This is a genomic window from Spirochaetota bacterium (genome assembly GCA_038043445.1).
Taxonomy (GTDB): domain Bacteria; phylum Spirochaetota; class Brachyspiria; order Brachyspirales; family JACRPF01; genus JBBTBY01.
Genome location: JBBTBY010000047.1, coordinates 38,645 through 65,067, shown reverse-complemented (window position 1 = coordinate 65,067; position 26,423 = coordinate 38,645). Strand labels below are relative to the sequence as shown.

General features: G+C 55.8%; 24 protein-coding genes and 1 tRNA gene. 12 read left to right on the top strand and 13 right to left on the bottom strand.

Features of this window, described 5'->3' with window-relative positions; all coding sequences use genetic code 11:
• Positions 1 to 122: 122 nt before the first annotated feature.
• From AABZ39_07390 to AABZ39_07380, 3 genes are all read left to right on the top strand, one after another.
• Entirely contained in the window at positions 123 to 887 is a 765-nt protein-coding gene (locus tag AABZ39_07390) for an AraC family transcriptional regulator (GenBank protein MEK6794583.1), read from the top strand.
• A 75-nt stretch (positions 888 to 962) separates the two neighbouring features.
• The gene (locus AABZ39_07385) at positions 963 to 1,844 is read left to right on the top strand and encodes an MlaD family protein (protein ID MEK6794582.1); all 882 of its coding nucleotides are present in this window, start codon (positions 963 to 965) and stop codon (positions 1,842 to 1,844) included.
• Positions 1,845 to 1,898: 54 nt separating this feature from the next.
• Positions 1,899 to 1,981: transfer RNA gene (locus tag AABZ39_07380), tRNA-Ser, on the top strand.
• Positions 1,982 to 1,984: 3 nt separating this feature from the next.
• On the opposite strand, the gene AABZ39_07375 is transcribed toward AABZ39_07380, so the two are convergent.
• Genes AABZ39_07375 through AABZ39_07360 form a run of 4 tightly spaced genes read right to left on the bottom strand, consistent with a single transcriptional unit; the run spans position 1,985 to position 5,653 of the window.
• Positions 1,985 to 2,854: a hypothetical protein gene (locus AABZ39_07375; protein MEK6794581.1), complete on the bottom strand. Its 870-nt coding sequence runs from the start codon at positions 2,852 to 2,854 to the stop codon at positions 1,985 to 1,987.
• 36 nt (positions 2,855 to 2,890) lie between these two features.
• Complete coding sequence (argB, locus tag AABZ39_07370) at positions 2,891 to 3,757, bottom strand: acetylglutamate kinase (protein MEK6794580.1); 867 nt, start codon at positions 3,755 to 3,757, stop codon at positions 2,891 to 2,893.
• A 5-nt stretch (positions 3,758 to 3,762) separates the two neighbouring features.
• On the bottom strand, positions 3,763 to 4,848 hold the full coding sequence (locus AABZ39_07365) for a RodZ domain-containing protein (GenBank protein ID MEK6794579.1): 1,086 nt from the start codon (positions 4,846 to 4,848) through the stop codon (positions 3,763 to 3,765).
• Position 4,849: 1 nt separating this feature from the next.
• The gene (locus tag AABZ39_07360; protein ID MEK6794578.1) at positions 4,850 to 5,653 is read right to left on the bottom strand and encodes an outer-membrane lipoprotein carrier protein LolA; all 804 of its coding nucleotides are present in this window, start codon (positions 5,651 to 5,653) and stop codon (positions 4,850 to 4,852) included.
• 138 nt (positions 5,654 to 5,791) lie between these two features.
• On the opposite strand from AABZ39_07360, the gene AABZ39_07355 reads away from it, so the two are divergent.
• From AABZ39_07355 to AABZ39_07345, 3 genes are all read left to right on the top strand, one after another.
• Positions 5,792 to 6,502, top strand: coding sequence for a DUF6498-containing protein (locus AABZ39_07355; GenBank protein MEK6794577.1), 711 nt, complete (start codon positions 5,792 to 5,794; stop codon positions 6,500 to 6,502).
• 28 nt (positions 6,503 to 6,530) lie between these two features.
• A complete protein-coding gene (locus AABZ39_07350; GenBank protein ID MEK6794576.1) occupies positions 6,531 to 7,766 on the top strand; it encodes a substrate-binding domain-containing protein in 1,236 nt (411 codons plus the stop codon).
• Between the two features lie 96 nt (positions 7,767 to 7,862).
• Entirely contained in the window at positions 7,863 to 11,789 is a 3,927-nt protein-coding gene (locus AABZ39_07345; GenBank protein ID MEK6794575.1) for a hypothetical protein, read from the top strand.
• A gap of 12 nt (positions 11,790 to 11,801) precedes the next feature.
• On the opposite strand, the gene AABZ39_07340 is transcribed toward AABZ39_07345, so the two are convergent.
• A complete protein-coding gene (locus AABZ39_07340) occupies positions 11,802 to 12,920 on the bottom strand; it encodes an OmpA family protein (protein ID MEK6794574.1) in 1,119 nt (372 codons plus the stop codon).
• A gap of 265 nt (positions 12,921 to 13,185) precedes the next feature.
• Between AABZ39_07340 and AABZ39_07335 the strand changes: the two genes are divergently transcribed.
• On the top strand, positions 13,186 to 14,613 hold the full coding sequence (locus tag AABZ39_07335) for a hypothetical protein (protein MEK6794573.1): 1,428 nt from the start codon (positions 13,186 to 13,188) through the stop codon (positions 14,611 to 14,613).
• Here the strand turns inward: AABZ39_07335 and AABZ39_07330 are convergent.
• A complete protein-coding gene (locus AABZ39_07330) occupies positions 14,610 to 15,377 on the bottom strand; it encodes a dihydroorotate dehydrogenase electron transfer subunit (GenBank protein MEK6794572.1) in 768 nt (255 codons plus the stop codon). The genes AABZ39_07335 and AABZ39_07330 overlap by 4 nt on opposite strands.
• Position 15,378: 1 nt before the next feature.
• Positions 15,379 to 16,041, bottom strand: a complete 663-nt coding sequence (locus AABZ39_07325) for a late competence development ComFB family protein (protein ID MEK6794571.1) — start codon at positions 16,039 to 16,041, stop codon at positions 15,379 to 15,381.
• 193 nt (positions 16,042 to 16,234) lie between these two features.
• On the opposite strand from AABZ39_07325, the gene ilvC reads away from it, so the two are divergent.
• The 3 genes from ilvC (at position 16,235) to AABZ39_07310 (ending at position 20,213) form a co-directional block, all read left to right on the top strand.
• Positions 16,235 to 17,245 (top strand): ketol-acid reductoisomerase, encoded by a 1,011-nt coding sequence (gene ilvC / locus AABZ39_07320; protein MEK6794570.1) that lies wholly within the window; start codon positions 16,235 to 16,237, stop codon positions 17,243 to 17,245.
• Positions 17,246 to 17,430: 185 nt separating this feature from the next.
• On the top strand, positions 17,431 to 18,786 hold the full coding sequence (locus AABZ39_07315; GenBank protein MEK6794569.1) for a hexokinase: 1,356 nt from the start codon (positions 17,431 to 17,433) through the stop codon (positions 18,784 to 18,786).
• A gap of 188 nt (positions 18,787 to 18,974) precedes the next feature.
• Positions 18,975 to 20,213 (top strand): asparagine synthetase B, encoded by a 1,239-nt coding sequence (locus tag AABZ39_07310; GenBank protein ID MEK6794568.1) that lies wholly within the window; start codon positions 18,975 to 18,977, stop codon positions 20,211 to 20,213.
• 10 nt (positions 20,214 to 20,223) lie between these two features.
• On the opposite strand, the gene AABZ39_07305 is transcribed toward AABZ39_07310, so the two are convergent.
• Positions 20,224 to 21,525, bottom strand: a complete 1,302-nt coding sequence (locus tag AABZ39_07305; GenBank protein ID MEK6794567.1) for a cyclic nucleotide-binding domain-containing protein — start codon at positions 21,523 to 21,525, stop codon at positions 20,224 to 20,226.
• Between the two features lie 147 nt (positions 21,526 to 21,672).
• On the opposite strand from AABZ39_07305, the gene AABZ39_07300 reads away from it, so the two are divergent.
• Positions 21,673 to 22,632 carry an alpha/beta fold hydrolase gene (locus AABZ39_07300; GenBank protein MEK6794566.1) on the top strand — a complete coding sequence of 320 codons (960 nt, stop codon included), beginning with the start codon at positions 21,673 to 21,675 and terminating at the stop codon, positions 22,630 to 22,632.
• On the opposite strand, the gene AABZ39_07295 is transcribed toward AABZ39_07300, so the two are convergent.
• From AABZ39_07295 to AABZ39_07285, 3 genes are read right to left on the bottom strand one after another with little or no spacing between them, the layout of a single operon-like run.
• On the bottom strand, positions 22,616 to 22,792 hold the full coding sequence (locus tag AABZ39_07295) for a DUF6132 family protein (GenBank protein ID MEK6794565.1): 177 nt from the start codon (positions 22,790 to 22,792) through the stop codon (positions 22,616 to 22,618). The two genes, AABZ39_07300 and AABZ39_07295, sit on opposite strands and share 17 nt — an antisense overlap.
• 2 nt (positions 22,793 to 22,794) lie before the next feature.
• Positions 22,795 to 22,992, bottom strand: coding sequence for a 4Fe-4S binding protein (locus AABZ39_07290; GenBank protein ID MEK6794564.1), 198 nt, complete (start codon positions 22,990 to 22,992; stop codon positions 22,795 to 22,797).
• Positions 22,993 to 22,994: 2 nt separating this feature from the next.
• Positions 22,995 to 23,225, bottom strand: a complete 231-nt coding sequence (locus tag AABZ39_07285; protein MEK6794563.1) for a glutaredoxin domain-containing protein — start codon at positions 23,223 to 23,225, stop codon at positions 22,995 to 22,997.
• 164 nt (positions 23,226 to 23,389) lie between these two features.
• On the opposite strand from AABZ39_07285, the gene AABZ39_07280 reads away from it, so the two are divergent.
• A complete protein-coding gene (locus tag AABZ39_07280; protein MEK6794562.1) occupies positions 23,390 to 24,712 on the top strand; it encodes a sigma 54-interacting transcriptional regulator in 1,323 nt (440 codons plus the stop codon).
• A 1-nt stretch (position 24,713) separates the two neighbouring features.
• Here the strand turns inward: AABZ39_07280 and AABZ39_07275 are convergent, their stop codons facing one another.
• The gene (locus AABZ39_07275; protein MEK6794561.1) at positions 24,714 to 25,247 is read right to left on the bottom strand and encodes a hypothetical protein; all 534 of its coding nucleotides are present in this window, start codon (positions 25,245 to 25,247) and stop codon (positions 24,714 to 24,716) included.
• 110 nt (positions 25,248 to 25,357) lie between these two features.
• On the bottom strand, positions 25,358 to 26,419 hold the full coding sequence (locus AABZ39_07270) for a Gfo/Idh/MocA family oxidoreductase (protein ID MEK6794560.1): 1,062 nt from the start codon (positions 26,417 to 26,419) through the stop codon (positions 25,358 to 25,360).
• Positions 26,420 to 26,423: the final 4 nt, after the last annotated feature.

Below are 26,423 nucleotides of genomic sequence, written 5' to 3'. Positions count from 1 at the left end.
AACAAACGCGGGGTAAAACCCCGTGCTTTTTCATATGGCGGCATAGAGTGCCTGCAATTGAAAGTCACTCGCCGCGTTCGACCGTGATGGACAAAATGGACCTCGGCGGATATACTCGCAGCATGCACAATCTCATCCAGATAGGTACGGCGCGCTTCCCGCGGCGTATCAACCAGAAGCATACGCATGACACCTGGGAGATAGTGTATTATCTGTCGGGGAGGGGAGTGTCGAGAACGGCGCGTGAGAGCATCCCTTTCTCTCCCGGAACGCTTATCGCATATCCCCCCCATACTGAGCACGATGAGTTGTCGCGCGGCGCGTATGCGAGCTACTGGATGCGCTTTCACCGTTTCACCCATGATTGCGTCAGTACGGTGTCCGATGACGCGCACGGCACGTATCGTTCGCTCCTCGGCATCATCTGCCGTGAATATCTCAGGAGGGGCGGCCGCTGGCGCATGGTCTGCGACACGGCGCTCGATGTGCTCCTTGCCGTCCTCGGTGAACGCGTTTCCGTGCCGAAACGTCCGCCGCATGTGCAGGCGATGGAATACGCGATAGTCGACAGCATCCATGACGGCGATTTCTCCGCGCGGCGCGCATTCGCATCCATCGGCATGTCGCAGCATTATCTCATCCGCAGCTTCAAGCGCGCGTTCGGCGTATCCCCCGTGCAGTACCGCATTGACATACAGATGCGCGATGCCGAGCGCCTCCTGACGGTGACCGATCTTTCCGTGCGAGAGATCGCAAAGCAGCTCGGCTTTCGCGATGCGTACTATTTCTCACGGCTGTTCAAACGCAAGTGCGGCGTATCGCCGATGGCCTGCCGCCGCCCGTCAGCGGGCAAGGGAAACGCGAACAGATATGGCGCACCGGCGTAGCGACCTTGACAAAACACGCCGGCTCTGGTACCATCGTCCTGTTATGTTAACCTTTCCGGGGGAACGGGTACCGCTATGAAGAACGAAGTAAAGGTCGGTATTTTCGTTATTGCCGCCGCGGTCATTCTCATCGCAGGCATCATCATCGTCGGGCAGGTGAGGCTCTTCAAGCGCGGCTACACGGTAGCGATCGATTTCAGTTTCCTCGGCGATCTGCGCGCCGGCGCGAAAGTGCAGTATCGCGGCGGGTTCGCCATCGGCTACGTGGACAAGGTGGAGATAACTACGAACGATATGGTGCGCGTCACCACTATCATCGAGGACACGAAGATACCGCTGTACCAGAACTGCAAGTTCGCCATCTACACCGTCGGCATGGGGCTCGGTGAAAAATATATCCTCGTCATCCCGCCCGTCGGCGTACCGGGGGATAAGCTCAAGCATGGCGACGTCGTCCGCGGGAACGATCCCCTCTCGCTCGAAGGCGCCATCAGCTCGTTAAGCGATATCACCAAGGAATTCTCCAAAGAGGAATTCGTGGGCTTTCTCAAAGGCACACTCTCGATGTTCGTCGACTTAAGCGAGATAATCCACGAGAGCAAAAAGAGCGTCATCGTGATGTCCAAGGAATTATCGCTCTTCAGCGCGGACATCCGCATCATGGGGGACGTGGTCGTCTCGAACAAGGACTCCATCAATGAGGCGATAGCGCGGAGCACCGGGGCCATACGGAATATGGATATTGCGCTCAGCAATGCGACGTCCATGGTCATATCGATCAATCGCATTGCCAAGCAGCTCGATGACGGCAAGACCGGCATCGGGCGGCTCCTTAAGGACGACAAGATATACGAGGACCTGAAGATATCGTCGAAGAACCTTCGTGAGTTCACCGAACGCATCAAGGATAATCCCAATCTGCTCCTTTTCCCGTCCGACGACCGGCGCAATCGCTGACAGCCCGGCGGAATTGCAATCGTATCCGGCGGATGATATAATCCCGCCTGCCCGGGAGAGTTAGCCTAATTGGTAAGGTAGCGGTCTTGAAAACCGCCGCGAGCAATCGCTTGGGGGTTCGAGTCCCTCACTCTCCGATGCTATGAGAGAAGTCGCCGTACCGCCGCGCCGTCGTTCGGATCGACCGCACTGTCGATAAGCAGCCATTCTTCCGTGTGCTCATACGTGACGTTGGGCTCGAGCATATACTCCGGCGAAAGTGTTTCAAGCTCGATGAATTTATCGCAGGTATAGCATTCGATGGCGCAATTATCGTCCGGATACACCGCACCGTGCTGGCGTGTGAATGACTTCATGAACGTAGCCTGAGGCGTCGATATGCCGATGAAGCCTTCATGCCCCGCGGTGCCGATCTTTCCCTCTTCGCCGGTAGGCTTCACGAGGAAGAGGTCATCGCCTTCGACATATTGCGGACTTCTAAGCGTCGATGAGTGAACACCGCCCCATTTTTTCCAGTAGATGATCTTTTTTGTCTCCCATTCCTTCGAGCGCGAGCCCCAGGGGATGAACACGGTGCCGGCGGGCTTCACGCAGGTAAGCGCCCAGAGCGCCGCCGGATAGAGAAAAATACCGCGGTTGATGAAGCGATGTGTTATGCGGAAGCGGCCTTCTTCATAGCCGATGATGATGCTTTTTTCAAGGTCGGTCTTTTCATCAAGGAACGTCACTGCGCATTCGCCGTTCTCGACGCGTACCGTGCAGGGGAAATTATCCGGGCTGTAGGAATCGTTCGCCTCCGGGCTCGTCCAGAGCCGGTGCCCGCCGTATATCTTCCAGTCGCCGAGTCCCAGTTCGCGCTTCGTATCGATGTAGAGCAGGTTCCCGCTTTTCCCGACGCTCGCATGGAGTATGCGCGGACCGAACGCGGCAGTTATGACGAGACGCTTCCCGTCGGCGATGCATTCGTAGCAGTTGTCTATCCCTTCGTAGGGAATTTTTTTTATTTCCATATGGCTCTCCCGTTCGTACGTTTCACGCTGTCAATGTCAGCCCTGGGTTATCTCGGTCCCGATACCGCTGTCGGTGAACACCTCGAGGATAAGCGCATGCGGCACGGTACCGTTGATGATATGCACTTTCCCCACGCCGCGGTTCAATGCACGCACGCAGGCGTCCACCTTCGGTATCATACCGGATTCGATGATGCCCTCGCGTTTCAACGTCTCTATCCCGGATGCGCTTACGACGGGTATGAGCGTCGAGGGGTCTTTTTTATTGCGGAGTATGCCGTCGACATCGGTGAGATAGATTATCTTTTCCGCTTTCAATTCCTCGGCGATGCGTGCCGCCGCTACGTCGGCATTGATATTGAGCGAATCGCCCTGATCGTCCGTGCCGACCGGCGATACGACGGGGATATACGAATTCTCCTCGAGAATGCGCAGAAGCTCGGGGTTCACCTGCTCTATATCACCGACGAAGCCGTAATCGGTGCCGCTCGTGTCGGATTTTTTCGTCGCCATGATAAGCCCGCCGTCCTTGCCGGAAATGCCGCAGGCCTTGCCGCCGAGAAGGGCTATGTCCGCAACAATGTCCTTGTTGATGAGGCCGGCGAGCACCATCTGCGTTATCATCATCGTTTCGCTGTCGGTCACGCGCAGGCCGTTCACGAATTTGCTTTCGATGCCCAATCGCTTTGAAAGCTCGGTGATATGCTTTCCCCCGCCGTGGACCACGACAGGATTGATGCCGACAAGCCGCATGAGGACGATATCCTCGAGCACGTGACTTCTGAGCGCGTCCTCGACCATGGCCGAGCCGCCGTATTTTATGACGATGGTCTTGCCGTTGAACAGGCGTATGTACGGGAGCGCCTCGACGAGCGTCTTCGCCTTTTCTATGTACCGTTCCATGCGCGCTACTTCGTGGTGACGACGATGAGATGGTACTTCATCTCATTGTCCGGGTTCTTCACCCATTTGATCGTCTTGTTCGCCACATCGCCTTCGCGGCCGAATGATACGCTTTTGCCGTTTATCCGTACGAGGAGCGAGCCTGCATTCCCGATGGTAAGCTGTATGGAATCCGTGCCGGTAAGATCGAGCGTGCGTCCCGACGGCAGCGACCGCACCTGCGGTTTCTCCGCATCAACGAAGTACCGTACATAGACGAAATTCTTCGCCACGAGGTTTATCTTGAGCGGTTCCTTGTCGACGTTCTCCATGAGATACATCGTATCGCCGACGGTCTTGTACTCCGGTCGATCGACGGGCTGTGTGACGGCGTTCGTCGCGAAGGTGTTCGTCGTTTCGACCATCGCCTCTTCGACCTTTTCCACTTCTATCATGGCGACATCCTCGATGACATCAACGAGGTTCATGCGGAAATCCGGGAAGCTGTTCCGATTGAGGTCCGCCATGATGGGATTGCCTTTTGCGAGCACCACCTCTTTTTCATTGAGGAGCGTTTTTACCGTATTGCCGACGGCGAGCACTTTAATGGTCGCTGAAACACCGAGTGGCCGGAAGAACACGGTATCGCCCGAACGGACCTGCACCGATGCACGGTCCTCGACGATGTTCTTTTCATGGCCGGACCCGCCGTCGGAGAACGTCGCCCCCGGCATGCGTACCGAGCCCGACATCTTGACGATGACCGCCGTGATGCCGATAAGGAGCACGGCACCGAGCACCGTGATGGCCCAGGGGAGATATTTGCGTTTGTCGTCGGATCCGCCCTTGAGGAGTTCCTCGTACGGCGCCGGCGCTTCGGACATCTTCGTGCGGGTGAAGAGCTCGACCATCTTGTCCGCATCGAGCCCGAGGCGTATGGAAACGTTCCTGATGAACCCTTTGACGTAGATATCGCCCGGAATGTCGCCGTAACTTTCCTTCTCGAGCGCCTCAAGATATTTCTTGCTTATGCGCGTCTGCTTGTGCAGGTCCTCGATGGTCCATTTCTTCTGCTCGCGCGCACGCGTGAGTATCGTACCCAGTGATTCCACGTTATTTCTCCTCGTCCTTGTCTTTATCCTCTTTCTTCTTCTTCGGCGCGACCAGATTGTTGCGCACCACCTGCACATTGTCCGGTATGAGAAAGTCGAACGTCGCGTCGTTGATGTCGACATTGCGCTCGATATCGCTGAACACGTACTCGACCGCCTTGCGCGTCGTCGATACGCCCAGTGAGCGCAGTATCATGCCGCTCTTATCGATCCATACATGGATGCTCGTGAAGCCCGCCTTGTCCGTCGTCTTTAAATGCGGTTTGGGCGTCAGGAACATATGATAGGCCTGCCGGGCGTCCTGCTCAAGATATTCGTCGACAGCATCGGTCTTCTTTTCGCTGCCGGTAAGATCGGTTGCGCGGAACGCGCGAAGTTCTTCCATTTCCCGCTTGCCGAAGAAATTGAAATAATAATCCTCTTTCAGGCGAAGAACGCCCTTGCCGGTGTACAGGCCCGCGACCTCGGTCTTGACATCCTGTTCGCTCACCACGTGTATACGCGGGAGATATATCCACAGCTTCGTACCATTGCACACGACAGCCTGGTTCTTCCCGTTATCGCCGGTGACCACCGACTTGGGGCTTTTATATTCGAGCATGAATTTATTGGGGCGTTTATAGCATACTTCACCCTTGGTCACGGTCGTGCCGTTGCGCTCGATGAAACGGCCGCGGAACGAGGAAAGGTGCTGCTGGTTCGCAACGAGCAAATTCACGACCTCGCTGCTTTCCGCTATCTTCGGCTGCGGGAACAAGAGCGCCGACAGCACGGCGGACAGAATGATGTATCGTAGTGCGTGCACGCGTAGTGCTCCTTGGGCGGGACGGACATCCCGGACGGCAGTGATTATATCACGGGGGGGTAATATTTCAACGCGAAGAATACGCTTCTGCGCTTGACGCCCCCTGCGCCCGGAATATACTGTTCTTCGGAGGAAGCCATGGCAGACATCAATCAGGCGCTTCGCAATATCGATATCCGCTCGCTTTTAAGACAGCGTTCCGTGTGGATGACGATACTGGCGAATGTCGCCGTTGCCGCCGGTGCGCTCGTGCTCCGCATGGACACGCTTTCGGTGATATGGGCGTTCTGGGCGGAAAGTGTGGCCATCGGCCTTCTGAATGTCATACGCATGCTGTCCCTTAAGGAATACGATACGAGCGGCGTTGGCGGTACGGGAATGAAACCGCCGGCATCCGATGGGCTTAAGATATTCATGGCCATCTTCTTCCTCTTCCATTACGGATTCTTCCACGTGGTATACGCAGTGTTCCTTTCGCAGGCACTTCCTGAGATCTTCGGCGGCGGAACGGTGAACGTTTACTTCATCGCGGCGGGCGCACTTGTTCTTTTTATCAGCAATCTCATCACCTTCGCGGGGGATTCGGTTCGCAGAAAACGGGAGAACGCCCCTCCGCCGAACATCGCCGGCATGATGATGACGCCCTATGCGCGCATCATCCCGGTGCATCTTACGATAATCCTCGGCGCATTCATCGGCATCATCGTCGGGTTATTCTCGAAAGCCGCCGCTTCGATACTGCTGCTTGTGCTCTTCACCGCGCTTAAGGTGGGCGTTGAAGTATTCGTCAGGGCGCTGTTGGACTCGATGAAAAAAGACCCGAAGACCGCACCCGAAAAGGAAGCATGACCTCGCTGCGAATGGACAGATCACTGCGATGAACCTCTGCTTTCTCACTTCACTGCCATCAACGGCGTCGCTGCCATCGCTTATCGATCTCATTCGCGGTGTGATCGATGAAGCGGACGCGAATGCGGCCACGGTCACCCTGATCGACACAGCGGTCGATGATTTCATTCGGGAACGGACATACCGCGCGTTCGACGGCGTTATTATCGTCATGCACTGGCATGCCATGGAACGCACGGTGTTCCGTCGGCTTGCTGCGCGCATTCCCCTCGTGAGCACGCTCATAGACAGCCGCGATCCGAACGGCCTGTATGTCGGCGCTGCGGAAGAGGATGCCGTGTCGCTCATCGTACGGCATCTGTGCGATGAGGGCTATACCCGCATCGGGCTGTTCACGCTCGGCATGATGGAACCGGTGCTCGCGCGTTATCGCGGATTTCGCAGAGCACTCGATGCGAACAAGCTTCCCTTTGAAGAGCGCTGGGTGTTCAGCGATGTCCCTCTCTATGAACATTATCATCCGTTAAGCGGGACATTCCATCGTCTGCCTGCCGTGCACCCGGGGTGGCGTCACAAGGACCGCGAACGATTGTTCCAGGCAGTCATCGCCGCGAAATCGCCTCCCGAGGCCATTGTGTTCACGAACGACCCTGTCGCCTATCATTTCTGGGAATTCGCTTCCGGCGAACGGGTGCGCATCCCGCGCGATATCGCCATTGCAGGGACCGACGGCGTACGCTCCTATCGCCATGACCGTGAGCGCAACTCGCTTACCACCGTGAAACAGAACCGCTACGGCATCGGCCGTACCGCGGTGAGAAAGCTTATTGAAACCATAGCGGGAAAGAACGGCGAACGGAAGATACTGCTCCCGCCGCGGCTTGTCATCGGTGCATCCACAAGCCGTGCCAGCGGATCGAGCATCATCTCCGAGCGCGAGCGCATCGCGAATTTCATACACAGCGAGTATGCGAACCGCGATGCCCTCGCATCGATAGCCGAAAGATTCGGCATGAAAAGGAAATACTTCTCAAAACGATTTCGCACCCTGTTCGGCGCGAGCATTACGGCATATCTCACCGATCTGCGATTGAGAAAGGCGGCTTTCCTCCTTGAGCATTCGTCCGACGCCGTCAGTGCTGTTCTTGCTGGTATCGGGTATTTTCAGCATCAGCGTTTCTATGCTCATTTCAAGCGCCGTTTCGGCTGCACACCGGAGGCGTTCCGGGAACATGCGCGAAATCGTACCATGCCGAAGGGGTGAAATCGTACCATTACCGGCATCGCTCTCCGGGTATACTGACGCTGATTGCCATTTCCCGTCGCACCGGTATACTGTGACGGTGATCGCGGAGGTACCATGAAGCGTATCCTGTTCCTTGCTCTCCTACTCACATCATCTGTGTTCACCGCACCGGTGCTCGTTTCTATCAACGGTGAAGACCATGTGCAGGTACCGTATATGCGATGGCTCGCCGGACGGTTCACGAACCGATTCGATTTCACCCTGCTCCCGCGGAACTTGCCCATTCCCGCCGATACACCGCTCGTCATCTATTCCCGTCAATTCAATGCGCCGGTGATACGCATCGAGGGTGTGCGCCTGTCAAAAAGGCGGGTCATCGGCGGGGAATTCACCGCAATTTATTTTTTCCGGCTGCTCTCATCGGATGCCGTGCCCTGGGATCAGCGTATGGCGGTGCATTACCGGCAGGGACAGAATATACTCATCAATAACGACCATAATTTCAGACAGCCGATGACATCATGGAAACCGGGGGAACTCATCGAGGATGGTCCCTATCGGCTCACATTCCCGCGGGATGCGAAACCGGGCGAGGTGTCGCTCAACATCATACTGAACCGCGTCGTCATATCGTCCGACAGTGAAGCGAAGAAAGTGCAGGGAAAAACCTATTCATCGGTCTCATACCAGCTTGCGTCATTCCCTCTCGGGGCATCCGATACCGGCGACGAGATATACACGGTACAACGCCCGGAGCGCCAGCATACGCCGTATATGTCCATCGCGGAGAATGTGAGGCGATATGCGGAGAGCGGCGGTGCTATCCTCGTGTACGGATTCGGTGCTGCCGGGCTTGAGGAAATGCTTCCCTGCGCGATGACATCAAAGGATGAACCGGCGGCACTTATTGAGAAGCCCAATGCGCTTGATCTGAACACCGAAATACCCCAGGCGCACTGTGCGGTGAAAGCACTCGACGGCGCAAAGACCGTGCTGCGATTCGCCGACGGCGTTCCCGCGCTTGCCGTTAAAAAACTCGGCAGGGGCAGTGTGTACTATTGGAGCGCCGGGTTCGGTCGTGATTATCGCATGCCGCCGATAACGCCGTACCACGATGATGCCTTCGTGCGTATTCTCCATTACGCCATGAAGAAGGACCTTGCCGCTGTTACTGCAGCCGAAAGAACACCGGGGAATGAAACCGCATGCCTTTCTGACGGGACAATACGTCCCTGGCAGCAGGGTGTATCGGAGAACAATTTCGGCCGTTTCGGCTGGAAGAACAATGACGGCCTGCTTGTCGGCGAATTCACGGAGAAGGGAAGCCTTGTGTACAAGAAGCGGGAGATAATGTTCTTCACTTCCGCGCTCGACGCTGAATCCGTCGATCTTGCCGGGACATGGGATTTCATCGCGGACACGGCACGCGCGTTCTCTCCGGCATCGCTCCCCGGCGACGGCTGGAAAACGATATCGGTGCCGAGTTTCTGGCAGGCGGAGGGCATGGGCAGACATGATGTCTCCTGGTATCGACTCCGCGTCGATGTCCCCTCGCGGTTCGCGGGCAAAGACCTCGAGCTTGATTTCGGCGCCATCGATGATTTCGATACCGCATATGTGAACGGTGTTGAAGTCGGCACCACCGATAAACGCACCGAATTCTGGTGGAGCGCTCCGCGGTCGTATCCCGTCAGGAAGGATATCGTGAAAGCGGGTGCGGAGAACATCATCCTCGTCCGCGTAGAGAACAATAAAGGCGATGCGGGGATCTGCAAAAGCCCCGTCGAATTACGTATCGCCGGCACCGCCGCGAGAAGCGATTTCACCGTGAGCGCTGTCAACTGGTTTTCGAAGACCATTACCGCCAAGCAGCAGAAGAACACCGTACGCTCCATCCTTTCGCTCGCCGTACCCGGCCTTGTCATGGAGACCGACGCGTCGAAATTCACCATCGCCGGGGTCAAGCAGCGCGGTCTTGTGTTCCTGCGCAGCAACACCGCGGATGTCCGCACCGGCGATGTGATACGATATGCCAAAGCGCAAGGGGCGTTGTCTGCCGGCGTCATCGGCGGCTGGACGTCATCCGACCGATCGAACGCGTATGTCCCCTTCCTTCTTGTGCTCGAGCGCGCACCCGAGTCATTGTCCGCCAACAGAACAGGCATTACCATGGGCTTTCCCGCAGCATCGGGAAGAATGATGCTTCTTTTCCCCTCAGGGGAGAAATGGTATGACGGTGATACGGAAGCGCGCTGGACGCAAGGCGATGTGAAGGAGATAGAAGAGTTCATGCGCTTCTGGTGGCCGCGGGCGCTTTCGCTCCCGGTGCGCTGCACTGAATCGTTCGTCATCGACCGCGCGAAGGGGTGCGCTGTCGTGCGCTCGGTGTTCGATCATACAGCCGTTACAAGCGATTGGAACGTTACCGCCGAATCGTGGTCACCGATACCGCCGCTCGCGGGATTCGAGAAGGGAAAAGGTTTCTCGGAGATACGCAACGATGTCGTCTATTCGGGATGTCAGACCCCTAACGGCCCGCTCTATATCGCATCGGGACGCGAGACCATTCTTGAGTTGCCGCTGCCGCCGAGCGATCACTTCGGCATAGTCCCGCGTGAGGGTTCGGATGCGCTTCAAAAGAGCGCGACGGAGCATTTTCTTCTCCCCATGCGCTGGGGCTGGCGTTACGCAAAAAAAGAGAACGGCGTCTGGCGTGCCTGGGGCGGGCAGGAAGCGACGAACCGCTATCTGCCGCCGGAAGAATGCGATTATATCGATCTGGCGAATATGCGAAAGCAGTTAAGCGGCATACTGTCCCGCTTTATACTCGAGCCCCCCGGTGTGATCGCTGCACATGAGCAGTGCGCGGGCTACCGTCATCTGTGGAATTTTTTCCAGCCGGTGGCCATACAGGAATACCGGACCGAGCCGTTCTCGGGCATATCCTACCCGGTGAATACGATATTCACTACGGGGCAGGATATATACAACGACGTCAACGAATTTTGCGCAAATCAGCAGTACTTTGACAACATCGCCGCCCTGTACGCCGGTGACTGGTCGACTGCCGCGTCGACATGGTCGTTCTCGCAATTTGAGGCGCGTTTTCTCACCGCCATGCACGACTGGGGATATATGGCATCCGGCTGCCGGGAATGGGGCGGCGGATCGTTCATTGACATGCTCGATGCCGAGATGCCCGGCGCCATAGCGCATGCACGTATTGCCGACGCCATTGGCGATACTAGGACGGCTGATTTCTGGAGATACATGTCGGCACGACAGGCGATGCCGATGCGCACGCGGATGCACTTCAGGAAATATGCAAAGAATAACGGCTTTCTTTCGGATTCACTTCCCGATGATGATCAGACGATAACCGGGTTCAAGGAGGGTGGTCCTGATGTGCGTCCGATATCGGCGCGGCGGGGGCCTCCGTGCCTCTATGATACCGCCGGCATCGGCATTCCCCCGGAAACGATGCTCTTTCACAAGACATATACGCTCGCTGCAGCGGAGGCGTTCGAAAAGAACGTTGATATCTATGCGTCGGGGTGGCGCGAGGACGATATCATCGGCGGCCCATGGTCGCGTCTGCATGCGCGTGCATTCCTCGACTATCCGACGGACACCCTCGCTGCCGATCTTGCGACGGTCGACACCGCATTAGCCGCGATGTGGCGCGAAAGCCGTCACGGGAATTATGCCGTTGTCCCCGCCATGCTCGCCGCGCGGGATGAGAATTTCTTCCTTGCCGACTGGAGCGGAATATCCATACAGGAGGCATGGCAGCGGAACGGGACGATCACGCTCCGTTTCGATCGAAAAGGAACGACGGTAAAGCGCCCGGCACTGGTACTGTTTTCCCGCGGTGAGATACGGTCGGTCACGCTCAATGGGGCGAAAGCATCATTCTCGGATACGAACGGCATGGTGCACATCGATATCGGCGCACTGACACAAGGGGCGCACGAATGTGTGGTCATTGCCGCACCCGAGCGTACGCGGCTTCATCCGTATCTGCCGAAATGGGGAAAATAGCGCGGCCGATGCTTACTTGACGACGATGAACTCCACGCGGCGGTTCATCGATCGCCCCTGCTCGGTGCGATTATCGGAAATGGGCATGCTCGTGCCGTAGCCGACTGTTTCCAGGCGGTCCTTATTGATGCCTTTCTCGACAAGATACGCCTTTATCGCTTCGGCGCGGCGTATTGAAAGCGATTGATTGAAGACGGCATCGCCCTGTGAATCGGTGTGGCCTTCGATGCGTATCTTCGCGCCCTTCGCCTTGATGATGGTGCCTATCTTATCAAGCTCGGGGAAAGATACGCTCTGTATTTCGGCGCTCCCTTTGCGGAAATTGATCTTATCCGATATGAACAGTACTTCATTGAAATGGATGGCGTTCATCTTCGAGCGCACCCGGTCCACCTCATCGTCGGACATCTTTTCGGCATCTTCCGGCGCCGCGTCCTCGCTGACCGTTATCCTGTTCTGATACGAGAGGAGCATTTTCTTTTCCTGAAAGCGCGGATTATGCACCTCGGTAATGCCGGAAAGCGCGTACACCGTTGTTGCGTACGATCTTTCAGCGGCATTCGTCATTTCGTTCGTTCCCGCGGTGTTCTTTTCTTTTTTCTCTTCTTTCTTCGGCTGCTCTTCGTTCACCTCGAAACCGAGTTCGGTGCCGCGCACAGCGGCGATAGCCGCCGGTGTAATGACCTGAAGATCATGGCTGTTGAAGAGCTTCTCGAATTTGGCGAAGAACGCGCCCCGTGAAAGTTCAAGGCTCAATCGCTTCACCGTGAGGTCATCGATCTTCACTATACTGTTCTCCGTTATGGTCGCCGCAGTGCCCGCATGGAAGCGGATGTCCATCCGCGAGTCGGATTCCGTCTTCACCTCATAGCCTTTCTTAAGCTCGCGGCCGATCATCGCCAGCTCCCACGCCGAGGACGGGCGTTTCCTCACGAACGCATTGCCGCTCACGAACGTGATGACCGGCTTCGCCTCTACGAGCATCGGCGTCTGGAACATCATTTTCTGTGTAATGACCTGGAAGCTCACGGCACCGACGATGAGCGCTGCGAATACAACAGAGGCGATGACGATGTTCTTTGCCGTAAGGATCCCCGAAAGATCGATCTTCTGTTTTCCTTTGCTTTTCATGTTCTCCCCCTGCATCCGGGAATTTCGACGATAGGGTGCGCCGCACGTAATAACTATATGCGTGAGCGGGTAATTGTCAATAGAACGCCGTTGTGCATGCATGCTGGCTGCTGATATATGCGTGTCATCTTCCTGCAGGCAGATGTCTTTTTTTTCCAATGACAAAAGCATCGCAATGAAGTATACTCCGACGGAGCAGATTAAAAATGTGTATATCGCACTGTCATGCATCGAGATGACGGAGGGATATATACCGGGCGGAAGAATGGAAAAAGCAGTTATTATCATGTGCGTCGCGGCAATATCCGTGCTCGCGGTCGATGCCCCGGGGTTCATCATGGAGCATGGAAAATACAGCGCGGCGTATATGAGCGATTGGGCGAACATGGGTACGGGGAAGGCGATAGCAAAAAAGGATATACGTGCCGTACGATTCTCGGATGTCGACGGCATGAAAGCGAAAGAGCGCTTCGAGGAGATGCCGGCGGTGTATCTCACGAACCGCGCGGTGCGTGTCTCATGGGATGTGCCCGCCGACAAGTACAAGACGACGATGTATTATATCCGCGAGTGCAAGAGTGTCGTTGTCGACAATGTCTATGTTGTCCAGAAGAACGCGAAGAATGCCGGGTCTCATGACGTTTTCATAGAGGACTGCGATGTGGTCGTTGTCAGGAATTCGTATTTCGCCGGCGCATTGAGCCAGGTGCATCTGCGCATTGAGAACTGCGGTTATGTCTTCATCGACGGCGTGGAGATAGCCGGCATCGACTACGAAGGGAACGGCCTCTTCCGGAACGGCATCGGCATCTTCATCGAGGGCGGGCAGATGGATGCATCCGGAAAACTCTATCGCCGCTATTCGACGAATGCACGCGACATACAGTGGCTGACGATACAGAATTGCTATATCCACGATTATACCTTCGGCGACACGTGGGAGAACAAGGACGGCATACAGATACATTCCGCTCCGAACGGCATCCTGTTCAATAACTATATCGAGAACTGGGATATGAAGTATGCGGACGGCGCCATGGACGTGAGCCATCGCCGTACCGATATCTCCGATCGGGTGCTGCGCATCGAACGCACCATCGTGAAGAACTGCACGCTCACGAAAAGCCCCGGCACCGGCACGTCCGATGACGCTATCGTGTGGGTGAACAACATTTTCTTCAACGTGTTCCACGGCGATTATCATCACACGTGGCGGCAGGTGTTCCTGCATAACACCTGGATCTACGATACGCCGACAGCGAACATCCATTACAAGCTCTGGGATTTTACCGGCCCCGCGTATATCATCAATTCGCTTGTCGTCGCATCGAACCCGATATCGATGGTGTTCCAGAATGCTGATCAGGGAACGGAGAAATATCGCTCCTTCCATCCGGAGAACAACGTATATTCGCTTTCACAGAACGCGCCATGGCTTTTCGGTGTGCGTAAGGAGTCGTTCACGTTCGAGGAATGGCGTGCACAGGGCAAGGATGCCGGGAGCACGCTCACGCGGGAAGGCGGCAGCGCGATAACCGTGAACGGCGATGTCTATACGATAGCATCGCAGACACCGTCAACGGTGCCCGATGATCATGTACGTACGAACGACGTCCGATACCGCGCAGCACATGATTTTTTCGGAAAGAAGCGTTCGTCACGCCCGACCGCAGGGGCGATCGAGGCGCGCTAGAATATCACTTCATCCGCTTTGAACACCGGGCCGTCGGAACAGCAGAGCTTATAGCCGTCCTTGGTCGTCACCGCACAGCCGAGGCAGACGCCGTAGCCGCAGCCCATGAGCGCTTCAAGCGAGAAATAGCCGGTGAGCTTATTGACGGCGAGAAAGTCGGCAAGCGCGCGGAGCATGGGCTTGGGCCCGCAGGCATACACGAGCGCGCTCATGAGCGGGAGGGAGAATTTCTTCCTGAGCAGATCGACGACCGTGCCCTTTTCGCCGTAGCTCCCGTCGTCGGTGGCACAGAACACATGCGGGGTTATCTTCCTGAACTGCTCGGCGAAGAGCAGGTGCGAGCGCGTTGAAGCGCCGATGAACACATGCACCTCATGACGCGGTGACAGATGTTTCGCAAGGAGATACATCGGCGGCGTGCCGACACCGCCGGTGACCAGTATCGTGCGCCTGTCCTTTGTCGGCAGGGGAAATGGCGTGCCGAGCGGTGCGACGATGGAAAGCGTATCGCCGACGGAGAGCCTCGCGAGGTTCTCCGTACCCGTGCCGACGATGCGGTACAGTGCACGTATCTCATCGCCGGAAACATCCATGAAGGCGAACGGCCGGCGGAGCACCGTGCCCCCGCCGCATGCTGCGGTGAAGAACATCCCCGGTTTTACCGTTCTCGCGAGTGGCGCATCATTGAATGTGATCACACGGTAATCATCGCCGATCTTCTGTACGCCGGTGATCCGTTCGGTATAGACGCCCCGTGAAGCCATATCAGTCCGTGAGATAGATATCGTTGACGATATGCGTGGTGAACCCCGGCACTTCGCTGCGCGTGCATTGCACCGGGCTTATCGGCAGTTTCACATGCGAGATATGCGGTTCGAACCCGTGGCTTTCGATACGAAGCGTGAGCACCGCCATGACAAGCGCTTCGGTGTACACGCGCCTGGGCTTGAACCGGAACATGTAGCGGCCGCTCGTTTTTTCCGATATCGAATAGGGGTTCGGGAAATTCCCGTTGTAGGGGGCGATGAGGTCCTCGTTCTCGAGCATGCTCACCGTGCCGCGTGAAAGGCGCATGAAGCTTTTCCCGTTGAACACGGTGCCCATGACCTCGGGGTACACACAATAGAGCCCGTCTTCGGGGATTATCGGGAGCGTCTCGCGCGTCGAATACCCGCGCCGTTTCTGTACGACCTCATACCCTTCGTGTATGCAGTGATAGATATCGGCGATGTGCTGTACGTTCTCGTTGTTCTTTATCGAATGGAGCTTGCCGCGCGCGCTTACTACGTACTGCGGAAGCAGTTTGTTGAGCGTGTATACGATGATATCGTATTTAACGCTTGAATCTACGGAGACACCGGCATCCTTGAGGTACTCATCCGTGCATTTTTCGACGATATCTTCGAGGAGATTGACGATATAACGCATAGGGGAACGTCTCGCTTTCTTCGGCGTATTCTCTGTGGTACACGACCTGGGCGGATATCACTATTATACAGTGTTGTTCCATGAAATCAAGGATTGAGCGAGCATATATGCATCTGTTCTAGGGGCGCTGGATTGACATTTCGGCTGTTCCATATAGAATGACGCCCCTATTATCCATTCCAAAGGAGATACCATGAAGATCTATTACGACAATGATGCCAACCTTGACATACTCAAAGGTAAGACCATTGCGATAATCGGCTACGGCTCACAGGGTCATGCGCAGGCGCAGAACCTCCGCGATTCCGGCCTCACCGTCATCATCGCCGAGGTCGCCGGCACGCCCAACTTCGAGCGGGCCAAAAAAGACGGCTTTTCGCCGATGAGCGCGTCCGATGCCGCTTCGAAAGCGGACATAATACACATACTCCTTCCCGACCAGGTGCAGAAAAAGGTCTATGAAGCCGAGATCAAACAGCATATGAAGCCGGGCAAGTCCATCGGCTTCTCGCACGGATTCAATATCCACTTCAAACGCATCGCTGCCCCGGACGGCGTCGATGTCATCATGATAGCCCCCAAGGGTCCGGGACACACGCTTCGCCGCGAATACGTCAACGGCTCGGGCATACCGTGTCTTATCGCCATTGAAAAGGACGCGAGCGGCAAGGCAAAGGATATCGCCCTTGCATACGCGAAGGGACTGGGCGGAACGCGCGCCGGCGTCATCGAAACATCGTTCAAGGAAGAGACCGAGACCGACCTTTTCGGCGAACAAGTCGTGCTCTGCGGCGGTCTTGCCGACCTTATCATCAAGGGCTATGAGACCCTCGTTGAAGCCGGCTATGCCCCGGAAATGGCGTATTTCGAATGCCTCCATGAAACGAAGCTCATCGTCGACCTTATCTATGCCGGCGGCATCGCCGATATGTACTACTCTGTGTCCGACACGGCCGAGTACGGCGGATACAAGATCGGTCCGCGTATCATCAACGAGAAAACGAAGGATGAGATGCGCAAGGTGTTGAAAGAGATCCAAAGCGGCGCGTTCGCGAAGCAGTGGATCGAGGAATGCGACAAGGGTTATCCGGAATTCAAGAAACTGCGCGAGAAGTATCAGAAGCATGACATCGAGACCGTGGGCAAGAAGCTCCGCGATATGATGTCGTTCATCAAGAAGGACAAGCTCGTCGAAGCGCATTGATCGAACACCGAACGAATGAAAAAAGGCGGGGCATATGCCCTGCCTTTTTTATTGCCCTGCCCCGGTTTGAAGAACAAGGGCTCATGAGCCCTTGTTCTCTGATCGCACAGCTCTCCATACACGCGGTTGTTGACGAAGCATCTTTTCAATGATATTGTTCTTGCACTTCCATTCGGAGCAGGATAATGAAGAAACGACCGGCAAAGAAAGCACGTGCGACGACGAAAGCGAAATCCGTTACGCCTGAAACGCGTGTATCGCGATTCCTCACGAGGCACGGCGCGAACTATCGTGATATCGATATCGATACATGGACGAAGCGGTTCTGCTCCGAGATGGAGAACGGTCTTGCCGGGAAGAAAAGCTCGCTTAAGATGATACCGACCTATATCGAGGTCGATACCGAGCATGAACTCCCTGTCGACAAGAAGGTCATAGTGCTCGATGCGGGCGGTACGAATTTCCGCGTATCAACGGTGCGATTCGATGCATCGAGGAATCCGGTGGTGGAGAATTTCACCACGCATCGCATGCCGGGTATCGAGCGTGAGCTTGCCAAGGATGAATTCTACGCTGCCATGTCCGCCCATGTCCGCGCGGTGGCCGATGTTTCCGATTCCATCAGTTTCTGCTTCTCCTACCCCGTCGAGATGTTCCCGTCGAAGGACGGCAAGCTCATGCATTGGACGAAGGAAGTAAAAGCAAAAGCGGTAGAGGGGAGTTTCATCGGCGAGGGGCTTACGGCCGCGCTCGCCGCGAACGGGGCGTCGAAAAAGAACATCGTCATACTCAATGATACGGTCGCAACCCTTCTTGCCGGGCGTTCGGTCTCCGGTGCGCGTCAGTACGGGAGCTATATCGGCTTCATTCTTGGTACCGGCACCAATACGAGCTATGTAGAAGCGAACAGGAATATCACCAAGGTCAAAGGTCTCGATGCAAAGCGTTCGCAGTGCATCAATATCGAGATGGGCGGTATGAACGTGCTCCCGCATGGTGATCTCGATGATGCGCTCGATGCGACGACGCAGGACAAAGGGAATTATCGACTTGAGAAGATAGTGTCCGGGCGCTATCTCGGGCCGCTCGCCCTTCTTGCCGTGCATGCCGCATGCCGCGAGGGATTGTTCTCTCCCGCCGCGGCCACGCTTCTTTCATCGCTCACCGCTCTCGAAACGAAGGACATCAATGACTTTATCAGCATGCCCAATGACACAGAGTATTCGCTCTCCCGCCTCGTCATGGGTGACGACGCGCGTACGCTCTGGCATCTCTTTGACATGCTCGTCTCGCGTTCCGCTGCTATCACTGCTATCAATCTCGCATCCGTTGTCATACGCTCGGGGGCCGGCACCGATCCGCTCGCGCCGGTGGGCATAACCGCCGAAGGGACGACTTTCCATCGCCTTGCGGGTCTCAAACAGAAGACCGAGCGATTTCTCGGTGCGTATCTCCGGGAGAAGAAGGGCATCTATTATGACATCCTCACCGTTGAGAATGCGACGCTAATCGGAACGGCCGTCGCGGGATTGATGAATTAGGATGGATAAACCGCGTAGTCGGTGTAGACATGTTGATCGATAGCTGGAATTCAGTTTGCGGGGCAAATAACATGATGGCGAAAGAGCACGGGGCCTTGGCCTCGTGTGCCATGATACGCGGCAATCGAACACGGGGTCAAGACCCCGTGCGTTCGGGGCTGATGGATTTTGTTTCTGCATGTTGGGCTATGGTTTTTGCATTCCTTCTCCTTCTTTCCCCCCTCTACCCGCAGTATCTCCTCGTCCCCATGGACGAAGCGCAGACCGATCATCTCAAAGCGTATGGACTCGCCTATACCGTGCTTGCCGCAGGCGAGAAGGCGGAGTGGCTGCTCAATTATCGCGCGGGGGCGTTCCTCTTCCGCGAATCTGCGGCATTTTATGCAAAAGCACGTGTGAACGGCATTGCCGTCATGCGCATATCCGAAAGCGATGCCGCGGCGATATACCGCACGATGGAACAGAACAACATGGAGCGCATCGTGCTCGAGAAGGCGCCGAAGGTCGCGGTGTATACGCCCGAATGGACGGCGCCGTGGGATGATGCGGTAACGCTTGCGCTTGTCTATGCCGACATACCGTACACCAAGCTCTGGGACAGGGAGGTGCTCCTGGGGAAGCTTTCCGAATACGACTGGCTGCATCTGCATCACGAGGATTTTACGGGACAGTTCAGCCGATTCTTCTACTCACATGCCGCCGCCCCCTGGTATCAGAAACAGGTGTCGCTTTTCACCAAGCTCGCGAAAGAAGCGGGCTTCGCATCGGTGCGCGAACACAAGGGAGCGGTCGCGCGCGGCATACAGAACTATGTCGCCAACGGCGGTTTCCTGTTCGCCATGTGCGCCGCCGTGGAAACTATCGACATAGCACTTGCGCTGTACGGGACGGATTTCATCCCGCCGGAGATAGACGGCACGCCGCAGACCGCCGACTGGGAAAAGAGGATCGATCATAAAAAGACATTCGCCTTCGAGGGGTTCACCGTCAATGAAACGCCGTATCTCAACCCGTTCTCCGATATCGATTTCAACTGGGTGAACGCCCCCAACCGCGTCCCCATGACCGATTTCGAGCTTTTCCCGTTCTCGGCGAAGATCGACCCCGTGCCGGCAATGCTCAATCAGAACCATGAAAGCGTCATACGCGGTTTCTTCGGCATCACATCAACGTTCCGCCGAAAGCATATCAAGGACAGCATAACCATTCTCGCCGATACGCCGAAAAGCGATTCAGTCAGATATCTGCACGGCAATTTCGGGAAGGGGAGCTTCACGTTCTACGGCGGGCATGACCCTGAGGACCCCAATCACTACATCGAGGATTCGCCGACGGACCTTTCGCTTCATAGAAATTCACCGGGGTATCGATTGATACTCAACAATATACTTTTCCCTGCGGCGAAGAAGGAAAAGAAGAAGACCTGAACCCGTCGCCTCATATCATCTTGAAGAACAGCGCGGAGAGGAAGCCGAACAGTGTCGCCAGGCCGATGATGGACCCGCCCTTATGGAACGCCTCCGGGAGCATCGTTTCTGCTATCATCGTGAGCATCGCCCCCGCAGCAAGTCCTTCGATGAAGGCGAAAAGAAAGTGCGGCGTATGCGCGAAGAGCATGTTCCCGAAAAATGCGCCGATGCCGGTGATAAGCACAAGCGAGCTCCACATCAGCAGGATACGCGGGAACGATTTGCCCTGCTCCTTCATGCCCATGGAACTGGAAAGCGCCTCCGGATAATTCGACAGAAAAAGACCGGCTATCAGGGAAAAGCTTATCGATGAATGGATGAGACTCGCGCCGATGACAAGCGACTCCGGTATTCCGTCAAGCAGTATCCCGAGCCATATCGCCAGCGGTGCGCCTTTATTCTCCGCGGCAGCTTTTTGTATCTCATGGTTCGTCGGCAGCATCGCCCGCTCATCGATGTTCCTGATCACCGTTGCGGCCCAGCGGCGCGCTTTCTTCGGATCAATGGCCATGACCTTTTCCAATCGCTTGAGCCGGCCCTGTATAAGATCCTTCATGACCTGGGATAAGCGCGGGGACTGCGCCAGCACCTTCTCAAAATCGGTCTTCTGTATCACCCACATGTTCGTATCGGTCACGGTACGTGCCGTGGCTGTTCTTGTCGCGCCGGTAATGATCGCTATCTCGCCCACGATATCGTTATCAGTAAGACGCGATATTCGCTTCTTACTCTTATCGTCCCATACATCCACGATCCCCTTTTCGATGATGAACAGGCTGTCGCCTTTCTCCCCCTGTTTGAATATTGAAACACCTTTCGGATATCGTGAATCGGTTATATAGGGTGCTAAAAGCTTTATTTCTTCCGGGGGAAGCTCATGGAATATCGGGATGCGGCTCAATTCCCGGAATATGCGCTTGAATTGCCGTGACTTTTTTATTTTCAGATAATTCAGCGTTGTGGATGATTTACGCAGAAAACCGCCCTGTTTATTGAGCAGCTGGTTTAAGACCTCAAAAAGCACACCGCCGCCGGCACAGCCGATGGCCAATGGGATGAAATGCCCTGCTTTTATCGCCGCGCCGACAAGATCTATCGTCAGCGCGGAAAGAAGCGCCCCGCCGCCGAACGCCATGAGGAAAGCGACCGCTTTCGGCCCGGGCTTCCAGACAAGGATGGTGAGCGTCCCGAGCGGCAGTGAAATGGCGCTTATGACGCCCCATGCAAATGACTGGAACCCGGGATTATTGAACGGGAATGTCGAAAACATATTCACCGCCAATGTCAGAATTTCAGGACAGTATACACGATGCAGGGGCTTCGTCAACAACATGCTTATCCGGAGACTATGCAGGCCCACCACTTGCATAAAAATCCCAGTACGATACCATACCCCGATCCTTACGAGGAGTGTACCATGCCGTTGATAGACAAACCGCTTCCCGAATTATACAAATACACCGGCCGCAATCCGCGCCCGGACGATCTCGATCAGTTCTGGGACAGATCGCTCGCCGAGATGCATGCTATCGACCCAAAGGTGGAATTGAAGCCGGCTGAATTCTCCGCACCGAACGCGGAATGCTTCGATATGTATTTCACCGGTGTGCTCGGCGCGCGCGTATACGCGAAGCTCCTGCGCCCGAAGAACCCCGCCAAGAAGCATCCTGCTGTTGTCCTCTTTCACGGATACAGCGGCAGCTCCGGCGACTGGCACGACAAGCTCGCCTATGTCGGGCAGGGCTATACGGTCGCAGCGCTCGATTGCCGAGGTCAGGGCGGACGATCGGAGGATGTCGGCGGCATCAAAGGCACGACGCAGAACGGCCACATCATACGCGGTCTTAACGACAGTCCCGATAAGCTCCTCTTTCGCGCCATCTATCTCGATACGGCACAACTCGTACGCATCGTCATGAACATGGACGATGTTGATGAGAAGCGCGTGGGCGTGTTCGGCGGCTCGCAGGGCGGCGGACTTACGCTCGCATGCGCATCGCTTGAGCCGCGGGTAAAACGCGCAGCGCCGACATTCCCCTTCCTTTGCGATTACAAGCGCGTATGGGAGATGGACCAGGCCGCCAATGCGTACGCTGAACTGAAGACGTTCTTCCGCAATTTCGATCCGCGCCATGAGCGTGAGGACGAGATATTCACCCGCTTAGGCTACATCGACGTGCAATTCCTCACACCGCGGATCAAAGCGGAAGTGCTCATGGGCGTGGGGCTCATGGATGCCGTCTGTCCGCCGTCGACGCAGTTCGCCGCGTATAACCGCATCACCTCGAAAAAAGACCTTGTCATCTATCCGGATTTCGGCCACGAGGGCCTGCCCGGATTTTCCGATAAGGTCTTTGCGTTCATGATGGGGCTGTGATCCCGCTTGCCAATCCGCCGAGAACGGCCCCATAGATCATCGATATATAGGGATTGGACGTTATCGGACAGGTGCCCGTCCGACAGCCTACGAGTTTGTAATAGGCAAATCCAAGTACGCCGCCGATGACTATGAACGCGGCGGTTTTTATTATACGCATGGTCATCGCAGAACCCCCGCCGCTGCCGGTTTGAAAGCCCCGCGCGGGCAGAACGATATGCATTGTCCGCAGTCGGTACATTTCTCTTCGTCAACCTCCGGCAGACCATAACCCTTCTGCGTGAGCGCCCCCGTCGGGCATACATGTACCGACGGACAGGGATGGTTCTGCGGGCAGCGTGCTGCAATTATTGAGACCATGTCTACCGTCCTATGAGCGCATCGATGCGCGGCCTGTCGAAACCGACGACGATGCTCCCGTTTATTTCAAGCACCGGCACGCCGTATTGATTTGTCTTGCGTACCATCTCTTCCGCCTTCGCACGGTCCGCGGCTACGTTAACATCCGTGTACGGAATGCCTTTGGAACGCAGATAATTCTTCGCCATGGTGCAATAACCGCAGCTCGGAGTTGAATATACAGTGACCGACATAATAACCTCCTTGGTCATATGATCTGTTACTTAAGTATTGCAATCGGTATGCCATATAAAACGGTGAAATTTCGCTTGATTTGCGGTTGCATTATATTATCTTAACGTTAAGGCATATGCACGCGGCACTTGCTTTACGTTAAGCATTGATGGAGATATACCCTATGAACGCATCTGATGCATCATCATTCGGAGCGCTTGATGGTTTTCCCACGCTCGGTTTTTATTCACTTGATGAACAATTGACGATACGGAGCTGGAACGATGCGATGGTGCTCCTGACAGGTATAGCCCGCGACGATGCCGTCGGAAGATCATATCGCATTCTGCGGTACTTCGTTTCACCGTCCGCGGAAAGCGAGGTCGATCTCGCCGACTGCATGAAGGAAAACGAACCCGGCACGAAGAGCTTCTATCTCATGATACGAGAGGGCGATCTCTGCCCGGTCATGCTCCACAGCGATGCGGTTGCCGGCCGCCGCCGTATCATGGTCCTCGATATACGCGATGTGAACGTCTGCACGTCGGTGAAGACCGCCGTTGCCGATGCACCGTCGTCATATTCCGGCATCTATGGAAAAGCGCCTGCAATGCATGCGGTGTTCCGCCAGATATCGCTTGCCGCAGAATCGATGGCGAACGTTCTCATAACCGGGGAAAGCGGTACCGGCAAAGAGCTCGCTGCCCGGGCGATTCATGACCGCTCGCCGCGAAGGACCACGCCGTTCGTGGCGGTATCCTGTGCATCGCTCGCCGAGAGCGTCCTCGAAAGCGAGCTCTTCGGCCACGTACACGGTGCATTCACCGGCGCCATACGGGATAAAAAAGGGAAATTCGAGCTTGCGCACGGCGGCACGATATTCCTCGACGAGATCGGTGAGATATCACCGGCAACGCAGGTGAAGCTCCTTCGCGTCATTCAGGAACGGATGATCGAACGTGTCGGCGGCACCGACAGCATTCCCGTCGATATGCGCATCATAGCAGCGACGAATCGTGATCTCCCTGCGTACGTTACACAAAGGAATTTCCGTGAGGACCTTTTCTATCGCCTTGCGGTGTTCCCGATACACATGCCGCCCCTGCGTACGCGCATGAACGATATACCGCTCTTATGCGATGCGTTCATAAAGAAACATGCCGCCCGTTCGGGTAAGAACATACAAGGGTGTACACCCCGCGCCATGCGCGTGCTCATGGCACATACGTGGCCGGGTAATGTGCGCGAGCTTGAAAATACCATCGAGTATGCGTTCGTTGTCGCCGCAGGGGCATCCATTGACGCGCTCGATCTCCCGCCATCGATATCCGCCGCCGAACACACGCCGGAACAGAAACCCCGGGAGGCGAAGCGCTCACTGGTGAGCAAAGATGATATTGTGCGTATACTCGCCGCGCACGGGGGCAACAGGAGCGCCGCCGCGCGGGAAATAGGCATCAGCCGCGTGGCGCTCTGGCAGAAAATGAAGAAGCTCGGTCTGTCCTGAACTATTTCTCGGAAAAGACCGCCGTCAATTCAGCCTCATTGCGCCGGACCACGGCAAGCGTTTCCTTGTCGACCATTTTTGCGAGGAGATCGAACGCGGTCTTCGCATATTTGAGGTTCTTCTCGGATCCGCCCGCTTTGAGCGCATCGCGTATCGATCGTTTCGTTGCTTCCGGTATGGTCGGGTCATCGAGCAGCTTGTCAAAGTCGGCAACGGTCGCCTTCGGATTGTTCATCACTTTCTCCGCTTTCACCACGATGAACGCCTGTCCGATCTTCTGCTGCATTCCCATGAACTCGAGGACGCCCTTGAAGCCGGCGCTCTTGACCGCTTTTTCGAACAGCTTCAATCCGTTCACGCCCGACGGCATTTCGCCCTTGGTGATACCGAGCGCTTTCAGGTTCTTCCATGCCGCGCAGTATTTTTTCACCGTATCGTCGGTGACCTTTGCGCCGAAGAACGAGCATGATACGAGCGTCAGCGAGGAGACGGTAAGTGCAGCCAATGCTGCGAGCATGCATGTATGCTTTTTCATGGTATTCCTCCGTATCGGGAATGATGTGGTAAGTATATACCGATAATCGCATTCGGCAAGTCCCGCAGGCGATGCGACAAGCGTTGCACTGGCGCTGCGTATGGGGAACGCTATTTTTTCGCGGTGAATGCCGTTCCCCGTTTTACGATGTCCGCTACGCGAACGACCTCCACCGCTTCGTCCATCGTTATCGGGAATTTCTTCCCTTCGCGAATGGAGGCATGGAGATGGTCCCAGATGTGGTCGGTATTGCTCGGTTGAGCCGGCGAGGCCTGTATCGTCTCTTCTTTCCACGTGAGCACATCGGGGTTACCGAAGCTTCCTTCCATGGGCGGAGACGCTTTTACAGCTTTTCGCGGGGGAAGTGTTACCGCGGGGTCGAGATATTTCATCCTGATCTCGTTGCCGGTACAGGTAAGCGCACCCTTCGATCCGAAAATTATATATTCCGGCTCGATTATCGCCGCACCGCCGCTTATCTCAAGATCGACAATGCGTCCGTTCTTTCCGGTGAGCACTATCTTGAGATGATCCTCGGCATCGCCGACAGCGGCCACTTTTTTCAGATCACCCCATATTGTCGCGACCGGCGACTCGAGGAAGCGGAGCGCATGATCGATGATATGCGGTCCCCAGTTGTTGAGCTGCCCGCCGCCGGATGCGATATGCGTCTGCCAGTCGTCGCGCCGCGAATAACCGTGACGGCGAAGCTTTATCTCGTAGACATCGCCAAGCAATCCGGAAGCGATGATCTCTCTGATATGCACGAACGGCGCTTCGAACCGGCGATTATGACGGCAATAAAGTTTTTTTCTGTACTTCATCGATGCCGCTTTGAGCCTGAGCGCATCCTTGTACGTGAGCGCAATGGGCTTTTCGAGGAAGACATATTTCCCCGCGGCGAGCGCCTTGAGCGCCATCGGCGTGTGATCGGGCGAGAGCGTGGCGATATCGATAAGCTCGATGTTCTTATCATTTATCATCTCATCAAAGCTCGTATATGTCACGCAGCTGTATCGCTCTTTCATTTTCGCCAGCCGCGCCTCGTCGATATCGCATGCCGCACGGATGGTGAATTTTCCTTCGCGCCCCTTGAGCTCATTGCAGTGCATGCCCCAGCCCGCGCGGCCGATGCCCGCGATGCCGATAGAAATTGCTCCTGTGCGATTCATAGCT

Coding starts and splice junctions, on each gene's coding strand:
- AABZ39_07340 (MEK6794574.1), bottom strand. CDS start 12,920: ATGAAAAGCAAAGGAAAACAGAAGATCGATCTTTCGGGGATCCTTACG.
- AABZ39_07295 (MEK6794565.1), bottom strand. CDS start 22,792: ATGCGTATAATAAAAACCGCCGCGTTCATAGTCATCGGCGGCGTACTT.
- AABZ39_07280 (MEK6794562.1), top strand. CDS start 23,390: ATGAACGCATCTGATGCATCATCATTCGGAGCGCTTGATGGTTTTCCC.
- AABZ39_07335 (MEK6794573.1), top strand. CDS start 13,186: ATGGAAAAAGCAGTTATTATCATGTGCGTCGCGGCAATATCCGTGCTC.
- AABZ39_07305 (MEK6794567.1), bottom strand. CDS start 21,525: ATGTTTTCGACATTCCCGTTCAATAATCCCGGGTTCCAGTCATTTGCA.
- AABZ39_07300 (MEK6794566.1), top strand. CDS start 21,673: ATGCCGTTGATAGACAAACCGCTTCCCGAATTATACAAATACACCGGC.
- AABZ39_07330 (MEK6794572.1), bottom strand. CDS start 15,377: ATGGCTTCACGGGGCGTCTATACCGAACGGATCACCGGCGTACAGAAG.
- AABZ39_07290 (MEK6794564.1), bottom strand. CDS start 22,992: ATGGTCTCAATAATTGCAGCACGCTGCCCGCAGAACCATCCCTGTCCG.
- AABZ39_07285 (MEK6794563.1), bottom strand. CDS start 23,225: ATGTCGGTCACTGTATATTCAACTCCGAGCTGCGGTTATTGCACCATG.
- AABZ39_07385 (MEK6794582.1), top strand. CDS start 963: ATGAAGAACGAAGTAAAGGTCGGTATTTTCGTTATTGCCGCCGCGGTC.
- AABZ39_07325 (MEK6794571.1), bottom strand. CDS start 16,041: ATGCGTTATATCGTCAATCTCCTCGAAGATATCGTCGAAAAATGCACG.
- ilvC (MEK6794570.1), top strand. CDS start 16,235: ATGAAGATCTATTACGACAATGATGCCAACCTTGACATACTCAAAGGT.
- AABZ39_07270 (MEK6794560.1), bottom strand. CDS start 26,419: ATGAATCGCACAGGAGCAATTTCTATCGGCATCGCGGGCATCGGCCGC.
- AABZ39_07345 (MEK6794575.1), top strand. CDS start 7,863: ATGAAGCGTATCCTGTTCCTTGCTCTCCTACTCACATCATCTGTGTTC.
- AABZ39_07275 (MEK6794561.1), bottom strand. CDS start 25,247: ATGAAAAAGCATACATGCATGCTCGCAGCATTGGCTGCACTTACCGTC.
- argB (MEK6794580.1), bottom strand. CDS start 3,757: ATGGAACGGTACATAGAAAAGGCGAAGACGCTCGTCGAGGCGCTCCCG.
- AABZ39_07350 (MEK6794576.1), top strand. CDS start 6,531: ATGAACCTCTGCTTTCTCACTTCACTGCCATCAACGGCGTCGCTGCCA.
- AABZ39_07375 (MEK6794581.1), bottom strand. CDS start 2,854: ATGGAAATAAAAAAAATTCCCTACGAAGGGATAGACAACTGCTACGAA.
- AABZ39_07310 (MEK6794568.1), top strand. CDS start 18,975: ATGGTTTTTGCATTCCTTCTCCTTCTTTCCCCCCTCTACCCGCAGTAT.
- AABZ39_07355 (MEK6794577.1), top strand. CDS start 5,792: ATGGCAGACATCAATCAGGCGCTTCGCAATATCGATATCCGCTCGCTT.
- AABZ39_07390 (MEK6794583.1), top strand. CDS start 123: ATGCACAATCTCATCCAGATAGGTACGGCGCGCTTCCCGCGGCGTATC.
- AABZ39_07315 (MEK6794569.1), top strand. CDS start 17,431: ATGAAGAAACGACCGGCAAAGAAAGCACGTGCGACGACGAAAGCGAAA.